This window comes from Sporosarcina sp. GTC18466, assembly GCF_055389225.1.
Map to the genome: position 1 here is coordinate 609211 of NZ_AP044037.1, position 15949 is coordinate 625159.

Here is a 15949-nt window from a genome sequence, read left to right on the forward strand (position 1 = left end):
TATAGTTCTCTATATTTGCATTGAAAAACGCGCATTATTTTGCGCGTTCTGTCAGTTCCTCATGGCTGCTTGCGATCAATGCTTTAAAATCATCTGACGTAAACGGATTGCCGGCTTCTTTGACGGACTGCAGATGGAAGAGGAATTCAATATTCCCTTCCCCGCCTGTAACAGGGGAAAAGGAAATGCCTTTCAGAGTGAACCCTTGTTCGACCGCCATGGCTGCAACCCGCTGAAGCACTTCCAGGTGGACAGCCTTGTCCCTGACGATCCCTTTTTTGCCCACCTTTTCCTTGCCCGCTTCAAACTGGGGTTTGACCAAAGCGATCACATCGCCGTCTTCTTCCAGAATCAACTTCAAGTTTGGGAAAATAAGTGATAAAGAGATGAAGGAAACATCAATTGTCGCAAATGAAGGGGTACCCATTGTAAACTGCCCCGCTTCCACATGCCGGAAGTTAGTCTTCTCCATCACGGTCACCCGTGGATCTTGCCGGATCTTCCAGGCGAGCTGATTTGTACCCACATCAAGAGCATAGCAGTGGGCTGCCCCATTCTGCAATGCACAATCGGTGAATCCTCCTGTCGAAGAGCCGATATCCAGGACGTTTTTTCCATCTACGCTCACATCGAAGACCTCTAGCGCCTTTTCCAGTTTGAGGCCGCCGCGGCTCACATATTTCAGCGCATTCCCTTTGATGACGAGCGGCGAAGAAAGGGCGATCTTCTCCCCAGGTTTATCAAGACGCAGGTCTCCTGAATAGACAAGACCTGCCATGATGGACCGTTTCGCCTGTTCCCGCGTTTCTGACAATCCGCGCTGGACGAGGAGGACATCGACCCGTTCCTTCGGTTCTTTCGTCATACCGTTTCCCTTTCCGTCCGCTGTTTCTCTATGGACGTTTTCATCATAGAAGCAAGGTGATCCGCAGTCATGCCGATTTCTTCGAGCAATTTATCTACGCTCCCATGTTCAATGAAGTGGTCAGGTATACCCATTCTTTCGATTGGAGGAATTTTTTCAAGTTTATCGTTTGCATATTCGATGACAGCGCTTCCGAAGCCTCCTGCGAGTACAGCTTCTTCCACGGTGACTACAGGTTTCCCGTTTGCAAAAATGCGGTCGAGCATCGCTGTATCGAGCGGTTTGATGAAACGCGCATTGACCACTTCGATTTCAAGACCTTTCTCCGATAGCTTGTCCGCGGCTTCAAGAGCCATCGGAATCGTCGTACCGAACGTAAGGATCGATCCGTCGGTCCCTCTTCGGAGTACTTCCCAAGTGCCGATCGGGATATCATGCAGCGTTTCATCCATCGGAACACCGAGTCCGTTGCCGCGTGGATAGCGCATTGCAATCGGCCCCTGATCATAGTCGATCGCCGTTTTCACCATATGCTGCCCTTCGTTCTCATCTTTCGGCATCATGATGACAAGGTTCGGCAGGTGGCGAAGGAACGCGATATCGAATACACCCTGATGCGTCTCGCCATCTGCCCCGACGAGGCCTGCCCGGTCGATGCCGATGAAGACATTCAGGTTCTGCCGGGCGATATCGTGCAGCACCTGGTCATACGCCCTCTGAAGGAAGGTCGAATAAATAGCAAGGAACGGTTTCATACCTTGTGTCGCAAGTCCCGCTGCCATGGTAGCCGCATGCTGTTCTGCAATTCCGACATCAAAGAAACGGTCCGGAAATTCTGCGGCGAACCCTTCAAGTTTCGAGCCGACCGGCATGGCTGGCGTAATTGCCGCGATCCTCCGGTCTTTTCTGGCCAGTTTGCGAACTGTTTCGGACACAAGGCTGCTCCAGGCTGGCGCTTTGGATGCGGACTTTACGAAATCACCGGTTTCAATCTTATAAGGTCCTGTACCATGCCAAGTTCCGATCTTATCGTCTTCAGCTGGCCGGTATCCTTTCCCTTTCTTCGTGATGACGTGAAGAAGGACAGGGCCTTCCATCTTTTTCGCGTACTGAAGATTTCGTTCAAGGTCATTAAAATCATGGCCGTCTATAGGTCCTAGATAGGTAAAGCCGAGCTCTTCAAAGAAGACGCCGGAAACGAGTAGATATTTCAGGCTGTCTTTGACCCGTTCAGCTGCAGATGCGACTTTGCCACCGACAGCAGGTATCTTTTTCAAGATGAATTCCAGCTCGTCCTTGACGGAATTGTATTTACCCGCTGTCCGCAGCTTTCCAAGCACAGCATGGAGAGCGCCTACATTCGGGGCGATCGACATTTCGTTATCATTCAGGATGACCGTCATATTGGTCTTTGTGTGACCGATATGGTTCAACGCTTCAAGGGCCATGCCCCCTGTAAGAGCTCCATCTCCGATGACCGGGATGACATAATTGCCGCCCTTTTGCATGTCGCGCGCAGCGGCCATGCCCATCGCGGCGGAAAGGGATGTGGAACTATGTCCTGTCTCCCATACGTCATGTTCGCTCTCCAGCATTTTCGGAAAGCCGCTCAACCCCTTGAATTGCCTAAGGGTTGTGAAATCACCGGCACGGCCGGTCAGGATTTTGTGGACATAGGCTTGGTGGCCGACATCCCAAATGATCTTATCTTCAGGGCTGTTGAACATACGATGGAGCATGATTGTCAATTCCACGACTCCAAGATTTGGCCCTATATGCCCACCAGTCACTGATAAGTGTTCGATGAGGAATTTACGTATATCTGATGCTAGCTCCTGGAGCTGCTCTTGATTCAGATTCTTAACGAAAGATGGATTTTTAATTTTAGTTAGATCCATCAATATCACGCACCTTCATAAATTGATTGCCACAATACTCGCAGTGCTTTCTTCATTATACCAAGAAGGGTCCCCATTACAACAGTTTGACCCATTCAGACGGTTTTCAGGCGTCCCGCTTCACGATGTAGTCCGCAAATTGGGCGAGAAGCGGACGCTCATCGGGCAAGAATGAGATTGATTCGACGGCCAGGCGGTGATGTTCCGCCAGCCGTTCTTTCGCACCGTCCAGTCCCAGCAAAGCTGGGTATGTCGATTTATCCCGTTCCGCATCACTGCCAGCCGTTTTGCCTAATTTCTCTGTCGTCGATGTGACATCGAGTATATCGTCCTGGATTTGGAACGCAAGGCCGATATTTCGTGCATATTCTTTAAAGGAAGCGGTCTCGGATTCATTTGCGCCAGCAAGTATCGCCCCTGCTTCTATGCAAAATGAAAGGAGAGCCCCAGTTTTCAGAGAGTGGACGTTTTCCATCTCCTCCAGCGTCAATGATTTCTGTTCGCCTTCAATGTCAAGCACTTGTCCGCCTACCATGCCGGCAGGACCCGAACTGTCTGCGAGATGGCGGATGATTTCAAGCACTTTCACTGGTTCCGTGTCAGTCAGCGTAGACAGTTGCTTGAAGGCAAGCGCTTGCAAGGCATCTCCTGCCAATATCGCGACAGCGTCGCCATACACTTTATGATTGGTCGGCTTGCCTCGCCTGAAATCGTCATCGTCCATGCTCGGCAGATCGTCATGAATCAGAGAGTATGTATGAATCATTTCAACTGCACAGGCGACGGTGACAGCATCCTTGTTATGGACGCCCATGTCCGATAGGACCGCCAGAACAAGAAGCGGGCGGATCCGTTTGCCGCCCGCTTGTATCGAATAGGCCATTGATTCCTTCAGAACTGGCGGCACGCCTTCTTCTTCCAGCATGGAAAGCATGGCTTCATCTATCTGAGGAAGACGTTCCTCAATAAACGCTTGCAATTGTTCAGTCATTGGAATTATCCCCTTTTTCCGGTTGGAACGGCTTTTGCTGCCCGTCTTGATCTATGACGGAAATCAGCTGCTTTTCAGCGTCCTGCAGCTTGCCGTGGCAGTATTTTGATAAATTCATCCCTTGTTTATATAAGGCGATCGCATCTTCAAGCGGCACGTCGCCAGTCTCAAGCTTCTGGACGATTTCCTCAAGCTGCCGCATCGCTTCTTCAAAACGGAGATTTTCTGTATCCATTCAATCAGCCCCCTTCTCGTTTCGACTTATCGCATGAACATCCGCTTCCGCGACACCATCCTGGAGACGGATCTGGATGCGTTCCCCTTCCTCCAGCTCCTGTACTGATCGGATAACGTCATGTCCTTTGTATGTGATTGAAAAGCCTCGCTCCATGACAGATAACGGATTGAGGGCCTGCATCATCCGCAAAGCAGAGGTGAATCGATCTTTTTTAGCACGGATCGCGTGGCCTGCAGCTCTAGTCATCCTCATCGCCAGCCGGTCAATCGCCTGGCTTCCTTCCCCGATGCGCCTCTCTGGTGAATAAAAGGCGAGCATTCTGTCAAGCCGCTGCAAATCATCTCCCCTGCGCGCTGTCATGTCGGCTCCGTTTCGGACTAACCTGTCTTCCATCGAGCCAAGCCGCTCGATAAAGGGACGGTACAGCCTCTCCGGATACTGCAGCGGGTAGGATGAACGGGCAGCCGACAGCCGCTTCCGTTCGTGTTTGATCTGATTGGAGAAAGATATGTAAAGGGACCGTTTCCGTTCCAATATCCTTTCAAACAATTCCTCTTTCGAAGGGACGGCCATTTCAGCCGCCGCTGTAGGTGTTGGCGCTCTCCTATCCGCAACAAAATCCGCTATTGTCGTATCCGTTTCATGTCCTACTGCACTGATGACCGGGATTCGGGTAGAAAATATCGCCCGCGCGACCATCTCTTCGTTGAAAGCCCATAAATCTTCAATGGAACCTCCCCCTCGTCCAACAATGAGGACGTCTATCGATCCGTGTTCCTCCGCTTGTTTGATCGCTTTCACAATCGATGGCGCGGCTTTCGGTCCCTGGACCACTGCGGGGAATAGAAGGATATCAGCCAGCGGATATCTTCTTGCTATGGTGGAACAGATATCACGGATTGCGGCGCCGGATTCAGCCGTGATCACTCCTATTTTGGACGGAAGTTCGGGAAGAGGCTGTTTCCATCGCATATCAAAAAGCCCTTCTTTGCCAAGAGTCGCTTTCAATTGTTCGAACGCAAGGAAAAGGGAGCCGACTCCGTCCGGTTCCATCGTTGTAACATACAATTGGTATTGGCCAGTCGCCTCGTACACATTGACATCACCGGTGATCAGGACGTTCATGCCTTCTTCAGGTTTGAATTTCAGCTGGGACGCGTTTGAACGGAACATAGCGGATTGGATCCTGCTTTTATCATCTTTCAGCGTGAAATAAATATGTCCGCTCGGATGGAGTTTGACATTGGATAGTTCCCCTTTGATCAGGACATTCCTCAAATGCGGGTCTGCGTCAAATTTTCGTCGTATGTATTTTGTCAGTGCTTGCACGGTTAAGTATGTCTGTTCTTGCATTACGCGTCCCCCCTTCATAAGCGGCTGGCTGCAGCACTCCGTTGCAGTCGGAACTCTGCAGCGTCCCTATCCAATCCTCATCCAGACACAAGATGCGTCATGAATTGGATCCGCATGCCCGTTCCGCGCTGATCAATGTGTTTTTAAGAAGCATTGTGATGGTCATAGGACCGACTCCACCAGGCACTGGCGTGATGGCATCCGCCACCTGAACCGCTTCATCGAAATCGACATCCCCGCATAGCTTGCCGTTTTCATCCCGGTTCATTCCGACATCTATGACGACGGCTCCTTTTTTCAAATGTTCTTGTTTTATGAATTTCGGTATTCCAATCGCGACAATCAAAATATCCGCCTGTTTTGTAAAGCTGGCGAGGTCCTCAGTCTTCGAATGGCAATAGGTGACAGTTGCATTTTTTTGAAGCAACAGCTGTCCCATTGGCTTTCCGACAATATTGCTGCGTCCGATGACGACGGCATGCTTGCCCGAAACGTCAACATGGGAGCGGTTCAAGAGTTCCATGATGCCATGCGGTGTACATGGAAGGAATGTCTCTTGGCCGACCATCATCTTGCCAACATTGACTGGATGGAAACCGTCCACGTCTTTCGCGGGTGAAATCGCCCCAATTACGAGATTTTCATCAATATGGGGAGGCAAAGGCAGCTGGACAAGGATGCCATGGATGGAATCATCATTGTTCAAGTCCTCCACTTTCTGAAGCAATTCATCTGCAGATACATCGCTTGGCAGTTTGATCAATACAGACTTCATGCCTGCCTCGACACTCGATTTCTCCTTGTTTTTCACGTAGGTTGCCGAAGCTGGATCCTCCCCGACCAGGATGACCGCAAGTCCCGGCTGGCAGCCTTGCTCACTTAGCTTGCCTGTCTGCTGCTTTATTTCACTTCTGATTTCTTTTCCGATTGCACGTCCATCAATTATCTTGCCAGTCATCTTCATTCCTCCAGACACTGTCAGTCTTGATCAATCACGTTTCGCTAAGTTGGAAAATAGTATTATCAGCTGAATTTTGAAAGCACACCGTTGACGAAACGGCCAGATTTCTCATCGCCGTACAGCTTACATAGCTCGATTGCCTCGTTAAGGGCGACTTTTTCCGGAACATCATCGATATAACGCATTTCGAATAATGCCATCCGCAAGACGGTGCGCTCAATTTTCGGAAGGCGTTCAAGAGACCAGTTGGAAAGGTTGCCCGCAAGCTCCTTGTCAATCTCATTCATGTGTTCAACCGTACCGCGTACCAGTTTCTCATAAAATGGGTCGATAGTAAGCGGACCATCCTCTTCGTGGTCCATCACATACCCGATCGCCTCGGTCACATCCATAGCTCCGCTGTCGAGCTGAAACAAGGTTTGGATGGCTTTCTCGCGCGCTTCTCGTCGTTTCATATGGTTTTCTCCTCCACTACTGTATATCTCGGGCTTAATCATAGCATATTCCGCACGGTTTCATATAGCATAACAAGCCGAAAAGCATCATCCGAAGACGATGCTTTCCGGTTCCGGCCATATTTTGCCGGCTGCTGCGCAAGACCAATCACTTCGCATCCGAGACAGCATCAAAATCAATGCCGGTAATATGGATGTTCACTTCCTTAGTTTCAAGTGAAGTCATATGGTAGATGGCATGCCGCACTTGTTTTTGAATGTCGAGGGCGACTTCCGGCACCGGGCGGCCATATTCGACAACACAGTAGATGTCGATGGTCAGTTCTTCATTCGCCCATTCCGTCTTGACGCCTTTGCCGTGCATTACCTTACCGAATTTTTCTGCGACACCTGTCGCGAAATTCCCTTTCATCGTTGCTACGCCTTCCACTTCATTCGTCGCTATCCCTACGATGACTTCCAAAACTTCCGGAGCAAGCTGTACACGGCCAAGCGGTTCATTGCCCGCGTGGTCCGTACCGACAAATGAAGGATTCGACTTATCAGCCATATCGAGTTCCCTCCTCGTTTTACATTCTGCCAGTGGACAAGGGGCCGGGCATGCCCGTTCACTTCATCACATCATACCGCTCTAAGAACTTCGTATCGAAATCTCCCGACTTGAAAACTTCGTGGTCCATCAAGTTCAAATGGAACGGGATTGTCGTATGAACCCCTTCGATAATGAATTCACCAAGCGCGCGCTTCATACGGGAGACAGCTTCTTCGCGGGTGTCCCCGTGAACGATGAGCTTTGCGACCATCGAGTCATAGTACGGCGGGATCGTGTAACCCGGATACGCAGCCGAGTCTACGCGGACACCGTATCCGCCCGGAGCCATGTACATCGAGATAGGGCCAGGGGACGGCATGAAATTCTTAGCCGGGTTTTCCGCGTTGATCCGGCATTCGATAGACCAGCCGTTCAGCTTGATGTCCTCTTGTTTGATGCTGAGCGTCTCGCCGCTTGCGACAAGCAATTGCTGTTTAATGAGATCGATGCCGGTAATCATTTCCGTCACCGGATGCTCCACCTGGATCCGGGTATTCATCTCCATGAAGTAAAATTTCTTATTGATATGATCAAAAATGAATTCTACTGTGCCTGCACCTCTGTAATTGACCGCCTGTGCGGCTTTGACCGCCGCTTCGCCCATCTCGGCACGCAGCTCCGGAGTAAGGGCTGGAGACGGTGCTTCCTCGACGAGCTTCTGCATGCGGCGCTGGATTGAACAATCACGTTCCCCAAGATAGATGGTGTTGCCGTACTTGTCAGCAAGAACCTGCACTTCGACATGACGGAATTCCTCGATGAACTTTTCCAGGTAGACGCCTGGATTGCCGAAAGCTGCGGCGGCTTCCTTTTGGGTGATTTTGATGCCTTTGACGAGCTCGTCCTCATTGCGCGCGACGCGGATCCCTTTCCCGCCGCCGCCAGCGGTCGCTTTGATGATGACCGGGAAGCCGATCTCTTTCGCTACCTTGAGGCCTTCTGTCTCATCTGCCACGATGCCGTCCGAACCTGGTACAATCGGTACACCCGCCTGCTGCATCGTATCGCGGGCGACGTCTTTCGTCCCCATTCTCGCAATCGCCTCGGCAGTCGGACCGATGAATTCAATATTCACTTCTTCGCAAAGTTCCGCGAAACTCGCATTTTCGGCCAAAAATCCATAGCCCGGGTGAATGCCGTCACAGCCGGTCAATTTCGCTACGCTGATCACATTGGAAAAGTTCAAGTAGCTGTCTTTCGAAAGTTTTGGACCGATGCAATATGCTTCGTCCGCCATTTCAACGTGAAGCGCATCAGCGTCCGCTTCCGAATACACAGCGACCGTGCCGATTCCAAGTTCCTTGCATGCACGGATGATCCGGACCGCAATTTCCCCGCGGTTCGCGATAAGTACTTTTTTCATTGCCTTCCCCTCCTTAATTCGTTTTAACGAGGAAGAGAGGTTGGCCATATTCTACGAGTTGCCCGTCTTCCACAAGAATCTCTACGATTTCGCCGGAAACCTCGGCCTCGATCTCGTTGAACAGCTTCATCGCCTCTACGATGCAGACGATGGAATCCGCTTTGACCGTGTCGCCTTTTTGCACGTATGCAGGCGTGTCCGGAGAGGACGCTTTGTAGAAGGTGCCGACCATCGGGGAGATGATCTTATGCAATGATTCATCTTCCAGTTTAGCTGCCGGCTGCGCTTCTGCCTTAGGTTCCTCAGTTTTTGGCTGTTCGGAAGCTTCTGGCTGCGGAGCCGGCTGCTGCACGTTTGACGGCGCTTGCACAGGTGCCGCTGCAGGGAGCGTTGTTTCTAAAGATGCGGTCTGGACATTATTTTTATTGGCTCCAGCCTTCTCCAATTTAATTTTTGTGCCTTCCGATTCGAATGTGAATTTTTCGATGGAGGATTGATCGATCAATTTAATGATTTCGCGAATTTCTTGAATTTTCAACATGACTCGATTCTCCTGACTCGTTTTATTGTATACTTGCCTTCCCCACTATTTTAGACGTTTTTCTGTAAGAAAGAAATAGATAAGGGGGTCAATTAAAAAAAGACCCGATCGTCCCGGGTCTTTTCACCAGATTTCCTTCTATTCTCAGTTGCCTTTGAAATCGACTTTGACTGTGCGTGCATCTTCCCAGCTCGCCATGATATATTGGGAGATCTGATCTGCCAGCTGTTTGGAATGTCCGTCCTCGGAAAGAACTGTCACTTCCACTCTTCCGTCTTCCGAGCGCACAAAAACTTCCGGGTAGCCGAGCGCTCTGATCTGCATTTCCATCAGATTTTCATTGGAAGTCCGTTTTGTCAGTTCCTCAAGGGCGTTATAGGCTTCATTCTTCTCGTCTACCGAGAAATCCGGAGAAAATGTCTTTGCTGTGAGCTGCTCTTTCAATTTGCTGCGCTGATCCATGACTTCCATCCGCATTTCTTCGAATAGGACCGACTCCGCAAAGACCGGTTTTGTTTCATTGTCGCTTCCTGTGATCGTGACCTGCTCTGAGTCCTTATCACCGAAGATCGCGATGCCGTCAAACTGCATCGGCGCTTGCCGGTTCAGATAATAGATCGAAATGACCGCCACCAGGCTGAGTAAAGTTAAAAACCACACTGTTCGCTTATTCGCTTTCATTTTGAGTCCCCCTTTTCTTCATTTCTTCGATGACGATCCGATGTTCAGGAAGCTGGAGCACCGATGAGAGGATCCGTACGAGCCTGTTCCTCAAATGTATATCCCCAGCGCCTTCCGCTACGACGAAAATCCCTTGAAGTGTACCGCCCGTCTTGCTTGTACGGCTTGTTAATAAATCGGAGAGCGGATCTTGGGAAGCCCCCTGGCCATAATGGAAGTAGACGATGACTTCCCCGACGCCTTCCATTTGCATGAGAGCCTGTTCCAGCTCCGCGTATTCCCGCATCTCCCCTTCCCCCCCAAACGATCCTGACGCCGTGTTGATGAAGATGATGACGATGACGACGAGCGTGCCAACGAGCAGCGGGATTGTTGTTCTCTTCGGATTCTTCATGTGATCACCATTCATTTCGTTAAGCCGGATATGGGTTGTCATCTATGGTTCACAATATGCTCGGTTAGAACAAGCTATGACCAAAAAATGAGGCAAATGATCGGATGATCCATATTCCCATCGCCAGTTTCATTAAATCCATTATCAGATCTTCGTATTCCTCGGGTGCCAGTAAAGGAAGCACCACGGACAAGACGCTAAGGAGGATGACGCCAAGCAGGAAGTCCATCATGCACTCTTCCTCCTCATCTGGCGACCGCCATCAGTTTGATCAGTATGATTGAAAAGATTGCAGTGTAAATGAATGCAAACGCAACGAGGAAGGAGACTGCGCATAAGACGAACATCGATTTCCCGATATCATCGAGGACACCAGTCAGATCTTCGTTCGCGAACGGTTCGATCAGCGCCGCTGTCCATCTGTATAAAAACCCGATGATAAGCGTTTTGAGTGTCGGTAGCAGCGCGACTGTCCAGACCGTGATGATGAGCCAGCCGCCGATGAAGATGCTCGCACCCGATGTGTAAGAGCTGACCGCTCCGATGCTGTCTGTCAGAAGACCGCCGATCAGCGGAATGTTTTGCCGGATCAGCTCTTTGATCGGCTCGCTCGTGACCCCGGACATCGCCCAGGATATCGTTCCTCCTGTCGTGATGAAGATTGCATATGCTGCCACACTCGCGGAAGCCGCCCCCAGCAGGGTCGTCCGCAGCAAGTCCGACATTTTAGAGAATGGCATGGCCGGCTGCAGGCGAGACAGGATATCCAGCAAAAGCGCAGTTGCAAGGATCGGAATCAGCACTTTCTCCGACAGGACGACAACGCCGTTCGCAAACAGCAGCATCGCCGGCTGGAAATTGAGAAGGCTGAACGCCCCGCCAGAGATGACGAAGCTCGCCGCAAGCACCGGATAGATGCCGATGAATGCCATTGCAATCGAGCGCGTGACATCACGGATAAAGACGAATTGTTCAAAGGCCGGCTGAAGTACGATAGAGACAGCGATGATGAACAGCATGAGCCTCGTCCATTTTTTGGCTGCCGGAAACAAAAAATCGAGCAGCAGCACGAGGAACGTGGCAAAGATGACGATCAGAAATGCGGATAGTACGGATCCTGCTATGGATTGGATAATAGACAGCATAGGCCTTCTTCCGATCATTTCGTAATTAGTTTGGATAGGATGCCGATCATTCCGGACAATTGCGGAAGCCAAAGCGATAGGATCATGACGCGGCCGGCAAGCTGCGCGAGGAATGCGAAAGAAGCATACCCTTCCTCCCGGATATGAAGGGCAATCGCTTCGGTCAGGATGAACAGGAGCACACTGCCGACAAGAAGCTTCACATAAGGGCCGGGCATTCGTCCGAACAACTCATTGATCCCCTGGCCGAACGGCAAGAGTACGGTAATGAACATAAAGAGCAGTAGCACAAAGAACATGAAAGCGAATAGGATCGGTTTCAATCCGGGTGCGGCATAAGTGATGACAAGCAGCAGAAGGAACACGGCAACAACCTGGAACAGGGCCATCATTACATTGACAGCGACAGCCATCTGAAGAATTCCGCGATTTCAGAGAAGAAAATTCTGAGAAACCGAAGCATTTCAGCGGCGATATATATATATGCAATGAAAAAGAGGAAAAAGGAGAATTCCTTCTTGCCCGTCTGTTCAAAGAAGATATGCAGCACACCGATGACAAGCCCTATCCCCGCAATACGAAGCAGATCATTCAATTCCAATCGGGTTCCCCCTCCTGCATTAACGTATGAAAAGGGCTGCCGGTTTATGATGGAAAAAGCCGGGACGGCAAAAACCCCGCATTCCTGATTCAGGAATGCGGGGCTGCGCATGGTTCACAAATTATGCGCGGGAGACGTATTCTCCCTCTTCTGTATTGATGATCAATTTGTCGCCAGTATTGACGAAGAATGGCACTTGCACAGTCAGACCGGTCTCCATCTTCGCAGGCTTGGAGCCGCCGCTAGCGGTGTCGCCTTTGATGCCCGGTTCCGTCTCGATGACTTCCAGGACAACCGTGGAAGGAAGCTCGACGCCGAGCACTTCATCCTTGTAAGAGATGATATGGACTTCCATGTTCTCTTTCAAGTATTTCAATTCTTCCTCGATCTGCTTGGAAGGAAGTTCGATCTGCTCGTATGATTCGTTGTCCATGAAAACATGGTCGTCCCCATTTGCATACAGATATTGCATGCGGCGGTTGTCGATCTGAGCCTTCTCCACTTTCTCTCCAGCACGGAATGTCTTTTCATTGACGTTTCCGGAGCGCAAGTTCCGAAGCTTGGAGCGCACAAACGCAGCTCCCTTTCCAGGTTTGACATGTTGGAAGTCGATGACGCGCCAGATGTCGCCATCCACTTCGATCGTAAGGCCTGTTTTGAATTCGTTAACTGAAATCATGATGGTTCCTCCAATTTGAACATTATAAGATGCGTAATTCTTTTGGTGAGTGCGTCAGGCGCTCGTTGCCTGTCTCCGTGATGAGGATATCATCTTCGATCCGGACGCCGCCGATTCCTGGCAGGTAGATGCCTGGTTCCACGGTGACAGCCATATTAGGCTCTAGGATCGTCTCAGAGCGGAAAGAGAGGCCAGGCGCTTCGTGCACTTCAAGGCCGATTCCGTGGCCGGTCGAGTGGCCGAATGCGTCTCCATATCCTTTTGACTTGATGTAATCGCGGGCGATCGCATCCGCTTCTATACCTGTCATACCCGGTTTGATCTGTTCCAAAGCCATTTGCTGCGCGGCTCTTGTCACTTCGTAAATCTCCTTCATCTGGTCGGAAGGCTCACCAACTGCTACAGTGCGTGTGATGTCCGAAATGTAGCCATTGTAAAGTGCGCCATAATCGAGCGTGACAAGTTCCCCTGATTCGATGACCTTATCTGTCGCCACGCCATGCGGCAACGCTCCACGCTCACCGGAAGCGACGATGATATCAAACGATGAAGAAGTCGCCCCAAGCTTTCTCATATACATTTCGAGTTCGTTCGAGACATCCAGTTCAGTCACGCCCGGCTTGATGAATGTGCAAATATGTTCGAATGCATCATCGGCGATTTTAGCCGCCTGTTTCAGGATCTCGATCTCATCCTCAGTCTTAATGATTCGGATTTTTTCGATCAAACCGGAAACCGGCGTAAGGTCAGAATGGACTTTCTCTTTATAAAGCTCATACATGCCAAATGTCAAGTCGTCTTTTTCAAAACCGAGTGTGTTGAGGCCCATCTGCTTGACTTGTTCAGCTACTTCTTCCACGATCGTCTTTTCATGTTTGACAATCCGGAATCCTTGCACTTGCTTCGCAGCTTGCTCGGTGTAGCGGAAATCCGTAATGAAAACGGCGTCATTCTGCGAAATGACCGCAACGCCCGCTGAACCAGTGAATCCTGTGATATACCTGCGATTAAACGGGTTTGTTACAAGAAGGCCGTCAATCCCTTTTTCCTTCAGCTGTTCCCTTAGTTTACCTAGTTTCATATTCGTACCCCTCTCCCTCGGAGAAGGAACGCCTGCAGGGCTAGTTCATATCCATCTACGCCAAAGCCTGACATTTGGCCAATCGAGACCGGCGCGATCATGGAAACTTGCCGAAATTCTTCCCGGCTATGTATGTTAGAAATATGGACCTCGATGACCGGCACACGCACGGATGCGACCGCATCCCGGAGAGCGATGCTGTAATGCGTAAAAGCCCCCGGATTGAAGATGATGCCGTCCAGCGCCTCATCATCCGCCTGATGGATGCGATCGATAAGGGCTCCTTCGTGGTTTGACTGGAAAAACGTGATTTCAACAAGTGATCTCTCAGCTGCATCGCGAAGACGGCTTTCCACATCAGACAATGTAACCGTTCCATAAATGCCGGGTTCCCTTTTTCCAAGCCGGTTCAAATTTGGCCCATTTAGGACAAGCACTTTCACAGACGTACCATTCCCCTCATCTTTTTCTTTCTCATTTTATCATATCGTTCGATAGTCGCAACTTATTTCGCAGTATGTTCCGGAAGTTTCTTCATATAGACTGCTGTTCCGGTGATAAAACGAACTATGACAGCAAGGACGGCGACAAACGGCCAAGACGTGGCACCAAAGGCTTCACGCATCGTACCCGGCACTTGGATGACCCACTCGATTGCAAGCGGCACGATCAGACCGATAATAATAGAGGTCACTGTCGGGGGAATATTGCTTGTCAGCCCGATGATGAAGTAGAAAATGGCATTGATGATAAAGATGCCGATGAATAATATGGTCCATTTCCACAAGGCATGTGAAGAGCCGAATAAAAGCCATCGATCAGCCCAGCCGATCGGCGACCATTTGATAAAGTGAAAGATCTGTAAAAATTTCAAGCTAAGCACCGTAGCGAGTGAAGCGAATAGAACGGTAAGTAACATTGTTTTCATTTTCATAAAAGTACCTCCAAGTACAGTTGCGTTTAGTAGGAAGTGTGAGGGTAACAGAAGAAATTTAAACCTATTGGTGGTTGCCAGCGCTGTTTTTTAGTACAATAGGGGAATAAGAACTGACGGCCTGGCCGTCAGTATCCAGGAGAAAAGAAGGTGTTCCCTTTCCATGGCAAACAAACAGCAATCCGCCCCTGCTTACGGCGGACAGGCGCTGCTTGAAGGCGTCATGTTCGGCAGCCGGGATCATACAGTGACGGCAATCAGGCGGAAAGACGATTCGATAGATTATTATTATGTCCCCAAAGAAAAGAAGCCTCTAGCGCAAAAACTTAAGAAAATCCCTTTTATCCGGGGAATTGTCGCTTTGATCGAGTCGGCTGGCCTTGGCTCACGGCATTTGAATTTTGCCCAGGAGCGGTATGGCGTCGATCCGGGCGAGGAAGTGAAAGCGGAAGAAGAAGAGTCGTCCGGAAAGTTTGCGCTTGTACTTGGAGTTGCAGCAGCCGGCATTCTCTCTTTCCTATTCGGTAAATTTGCATTCACACTAGTTCCTGTCTTCCTTGCCAAGCTATTTGAACCGATTGCCGAGGGAAGGACAGCCCAGGTGCTCATTGAGACGTTTTTCAAGCTTGTGCTGCTGCTCACGTATGTGTCGCTCATATCCATGACTCCGCTCATCAAGCGGGTATTCAAATACCACGGCGCAGAGCATAAGGTGATCAATGCGTATGAAAAAGGTCTGCCTCTCACTGTGGAAAATGTTCAAGCGCAATCCAGGCTCCATTATCGCTGCGGCAGCAGTTTCCTTCTGTTCACAGTGATTGTCGGGATGTTCCTTTACTTCTTCGTGCCAGCGGACCCGTTCTGGTTCCGCATCGTCAACCGGATCCTGCTGATCCCGGTTGTGCTGGGCATCTCATTTGAGGTCCTCCAGTTCACGAATATGCTCAGAGATATTCCTGTGTTGAAGTTCCTTGGCTACCCTGGCCTTTGGCTCCAGCTGCTTACAACGAAAGAACCGGACGACGACCAAGTGGAAGTCGCCATCGCCTCTTTCAATAAACTGCTCGAAATTGAAGAAGTCGGCATTGATAATGTCGATATCCAAAGGGCCGATCAGCAAAGCACACCAAGCCAAGCTGTCCAGGCAGGCTAAAAAAACTGTCCGAAGTGAAACAAG

21 protein-coding genes are annotated in these 15949 nt (G+C 50.2%); 1 reads left to right on the plus strand and 20 read right to left on the minus strand.

The features are described from left to right. Positions 1 to 34: 34 nt before the first annotated feature. The 20 genes from ACZ5FK_RS03035 to ACZ5FK_RS03130 all read right to left on the minus strand — a co-directional run bounded on the left by ACZ5FK_RS03035 (position 35) and on the right by ACZ5FK_RS03130 (position 14772). Positions 35 to 865, minus strand: a complete 831-nt coding sequence (locus ACZ5FK_RS03035; protein ID WP_464806441.1) for a TlyA family RNA methyltransferase — start codon at positions 863 to 865, stop codon at positions 35 to 37. After that, positions 862 to 2763, minus strand: coding sequence for a 1-deoxy-D-xylulose-5-phosphate synthase (dxs, locus tag ACZ5FK_RS03040; protein ID WP_464806442.1), 1902 nt, complete (start codon positions 2761 to 2763; stop codon positions 862 to 864). The genes ACZ5FK_RS03035 and dxs overlap by 4 nt, the downstream gene beginning before the upstream one ends. Before the next feature lie 106 nt (positions 2764 to 2869). Then, positions 2870 to 3754: a polyprenyl synthetase family protein gene (locus ACZ5FK_RS03045; RefSeq protein WP_464806443.1), complete on the minus strand. Its 885-nt coding sequence runs from the start codon at positions 3752 to 3754 to the stop codon at positions 2870 to 2872. Further along, on the minus strand, positions 3747 to 3989 hold the full coding sequence (locus ACZ5FK_RS03050) for an exodeoxyribonuclease VII small subunit (protein WP_464806444.1): 243 nt from the start codon (positions 3987 to 3989) through the stop codon (positions 3747 to 3749). Before ACZ5FK_RS03050 ends, ACZ5FK_RS03045 begins: the two co-directional genes overlap by 8 nt. After that, complete coding sequence (gene xseA, locus ACZ5FK_RS03055) at positions 3990 to 5345, minus strand: exodeoxyribonuclease VII large subunit (protein ID WP_464806445.1); 1356 nt, start codon at positions 5343 to 5345, stop codon at positions 3990 to 3992. A gap of 97 nt (positions 5346 to 5442) precedes the next feature. Further along, positions 5443 to 6303, minus strand: coding sequence for a bifunctional methylenetetrahydrofolate dehydrogenase/methenyltetrahydrofolate cyclohydrolase FolD (folD, locus tag ACZ5FK_RS03060; RefSeq protein WP_464806446.1), 861 nt, complete (start codon positions 6301 to 6303; stop codon positions 5443 to 5445). A gap of 65 nt (positions 6304 to 6368) precedes the next feature. Further along, positions 6369 to 6761, minus strand: coding sequence for a transcription antitermination factor NusB (nusB, locus tag ACZ5FK_RS03065; protein ID WP_464806447.1), 393 nt, complete (start codon positions 6759 to 6761; stop codon positions 6369 to 6371). Between the two features lie 148 nt (positions 6762 to 6909). After that, the gene (locus ACZ5FK_RS03070) at positions 6910 to 7311 is read right to left on the minus strand and encodes an Asp23/Gls24 family envelope stress response protein (RefSeq protein WP_464806448.1); all 402 of its coding nucleotides are present in this window, start codon (positions 7309 to 7311) and stop codon (positions 6910 to 6912) included. A gap of 58 nt (positions 7312 to 7369) precedes the next feature. Next, the gene (gene accC, locus ACZ5FK_RS03075) at positions 7370 to 8716 is read right to left on the minus strand and encodes an acetyl-CoA carboxylase biotin carboxylase subunit (protein WP_464806449.1); all 1347 of its coding nucleotides are present in this window, start codon (positions 8714 to 8716) and stop codon (positions 7370 to 7372) included. A 13-nt stretch (positions 8717 to 8729) separates the two neighbouring features. Continuing rightward, on the minus strand, positions 8730 to 9257 hold the full coding sequence (gene accB / locus ACZ5FK_RS03080; RefSeq protein ID WP_464806450.1) for an acetyl-CoA carboxylase biotin carboxyl carrier protein: 528 nt from the start codon (positions 9255 to 9257) through the stop codon (positions 8730 to 8732). Positions 9258 to 9401: 144 nt separating this feature from the next. Beyond that, positions 9402 to 9938: a SpoIIIAH-like family protein gene (locus ACZ5FK_RS03085; RefSeq protein ID WP_464806451.1), complete on the minus strand. Its 537-nt coding sequence runs from the start codon at positions 9936 to 9938 to the stop codon at positions 9402 to 9404. Beyond that, on the minus strand, positions 9925 to 10332 hold the full coding sequence (locus tag ACZ5FK_RS03090; protein WP_464806452.1) for a hypothetical protein: 408 nt from the start codon (positions 10330 to 10332) through the stop codon (positions 9925 to 9927). Before ACZ5FK_RS03090 ends, ACZ5FK_RS03085 begins: the two co-directional genes overlap by 14 nt. 64 nt (positions 10333 to 10396) lie before the next feature. Next, a complete protein-coding gene (locus tag ACZ5FK_RS03095; protein ID WP_464806453.1) occupies positions 10397 to 10564 on the minus strand; it encodes a hypothetical protein in 168 nt (55 codons plus the stop codon). A 13-nt stretch (positions 10565 to 10577) separates the two neighbouring features. Continuing rightward, positions 10578 to 11477, minus strand: coding sequence for a stage III sporulation protein AE (locus tag ACZ5FK_RS03100; protein WP_464806454.1), 900 nt, complete (start codon positions 11475 to 11477; stop codon positions 10578 to 10580). 14 nt (positions 11478 to 11491) lie between these two features. Then, a complete protein-coding gene (locus ACZ5FK_RS03105) occupies positions 11492 to 11890 on the minus strand; it encodes a SpoIIIAC/SpoIIIAD family protein (protein ID WP_464806455.1) in 399 nt (132 codons plus the stop codon). Next, on the minus strand, positions 11869 to 12078 hold the full coding sequence (locus tag ACZ5FK_RS03110) for a SpoIIIAC/SpoIIIAD family protein (protein ID WP_464806456.1): 210 nt from the start codon (positions 12076 to 12078) through the stop codon (positions 11869 to 11871). The genes ACZ5FK_RS03105 and ACZ5FK_RS03110 overlap by 22 nt, the downstream gene beginning before the upstream one ends. Positions 12079 to 12199: 121 nt before the next feature. Beyond that, on the minus strand, positions 12200 to 12757 hold the full coding sequence (efp, locus tag ACZ5FK_RS03115; protein ID WP_464806457.1) for an elongation factor P: 558 nt from the start codon (positions 12755 to 12757) through the stop codon (positions 12200 to 12202). 22 nt (positions 12758 to 12779) lie between these two features. Next, entirely contained in the window at positions 12780 to 13838 is a 1059-nt protein-coding gene (locus ACZ5FK_RS03120) for a M24 family metallopeptidase (protein WP_464806458.1), read from the minus strand. Next, positions 13835 to 14281, minus strand: coding sequence for a type II 3-dehydroquinate dehydratase (aroQ, locus tag ACZ5FK_RS03125; protein ID WP_464806459.1), 447 nt, complete (start codon positions 14279 to 14281; stop codon positions 13835 to 13837). Before aroQ ends, ACZ5FK_RS03120 begins: the two co-directional genes overlap by 4 nt. 62 nt (positions 14282 to 14343) lie before the next feature. Continuing rightward, positions 14344 to 14772, minus strand: coding sequence for a hypothetical protein (locus tag ACZ5FK_RS03130; protein ID WP_464806460.1), 429 nt, complete (start codon positions 14770 to 14772; stop codon positions 14344 to 14346). Positions 14773 to 14935: 163 nt separating this feature from the next. On the opposite strand from ACZ5FK_RS03130, the gene ACZ5FK_RS03135 reads away from it, so the two are divergent. Next, positions 14936 to 15925, plus strand: coding sequence for a DUF1385 domain-containing protein (locus ACZ5FK_RS03135; RefSeq protein WP_464806461.1), 990 nt, complete (start codon positions 14936 to 14938; stop codon positions 15923 to 15925). The last annotated feature ends 24 nt before the right edge of the window (positions 15926 to 15949 follow it).

Bases quoted from the DNA above. Each gene is read 5' to 3' on its own strand.
- ACZ5FK_RS03035 (WP_464806441.1), bottom strand. From the start codon at position 865: ATGACGAAAGAACCGAAGGAACGGGTCGATGTCCTCCTCGTCCAGCGC.
- dxs (WP_464806442.1), bottom strand. From the start codon at position 2,763: ATGGATCTAACTAAAATTAAAAATCCATCTTTCGTTAAGAATCTGAAT.
- ACZ5FK_RS03045 (WP_464806443.1), bottom strand. From the start codon at position 3,754: ATGACTGAACAATTGCAAGCGTTTATTGAGGAACGTCTTCCTCAGATA.
- ACZ5FK_RS03050 (WP_464806444.1), bottom strand. From the start codon at position 3,989: ATGGATACAGAAAATCTCCGTTTTGAAGAAGCGATGCGGCAGCTTGAG.
- xseA (WP_464806445.1), bottom strand. From the start codon at position 5,345: ATGCAAGAACAGACATACTTAACCGTGCAAGCACTGACAAAATACATA.
- folD (WP_464806446.1), bottom strand. From the start codon at position 6,303: ATGACTGGCAAGATAATTGATGGACGTGCAATCGGAAAAGAAATCAGA.
- nusB (WP_464806447.1), bottom strand. From the start codon at position 6,761: ATGAAACGACGAGAAGCGCGCGAGAAAGCCATCCAAACCTTGTTTCAG.
- ACZ5FK_RS03070 (WP_464806448.1), bottom strand. From the start codon at position 7,311: ATGGCTGATAAGTCGAATCCTTCATTTGTCGGTACGGACCACGCGGGC.
- accC (WP_464806449.1), bottom strand. From the start codon at position 8,716: ATGAAAAAAGTACTTATCGCGAACCGCGGGGAAATTGCGGTCCGGATC.
- accB (WP_464806450.1), bottom strand. From the start codon at position 9,257: ATGTTGAAAATTCAAGAAATTCGCGAAATCATTAAATTGATCGATCAA.
- ACZ5FK_RS03085 (WP_464806451.1), bottom strand. From the start codon at position 9,938: ATGAAAGCGAATAAGCGAACAGTGTGGTTTTTAACTTTACTCAGCCTG.
- ACZ5FK_RS03090 (WP_464806452.1), bottom strand. From the start codon at position 10,332: ATGAAGAATCCGAAGAGAACAACAATCCCGCTGCTCGTTGGCACGCTC.
- ACZ5FK_RS03095 (WP_464806453.1), bottom strand. From the start codon at position 10,564: ATGATGGACTTCCTGCTTGGCGTCATCCTCCTTAGCGTCTTGTCCGTG.
- ACZ5FK_RS03100 (WP_464806454.1), bottom strand. From the start codon at position 11,477: ATGCTGTCTATTATCCAATCCATAGCAGGATCCGTACTATCCGCATTT.
- ACZ5FK_RS03105 (WP_464806455.1), bottom strand. From the start codon at position 11,890: ATGGCTGTCGCTGTCAATGTAATGATGGCCCTGTTCCAGGTTGTTGCC.
- efp (WP_464806457.1), bottom strand. From the start codon at position 12,757: ATGATTTCAGTTAACGAATTCAAAACAGGCCTTACGATCGAAGTGGAT.
- ACZ5FK_RS03120 (WP_464806458.1), bottom strand. From the start codon at position 13,838: ATGAAACTAGGTAAACTAAGGGAACAGCTGAAGGAAAAAGGGATTGAC.
- ACZ5FK_RS03130 (WP_464806460.1), bottom strand. From the start codon at position 14,772: ATGAAAATGAAAACAATGTTACTTACCGTTCTATTCGCTTCACTCGCT.
- ACZ5FK_RS03135 (WP_464806461.1), top strand. From the start codon at position 14,936: ATGGCAAACAAACAGCAATCCGCCCCTGCTTACGGCGGACAGGCGCTG.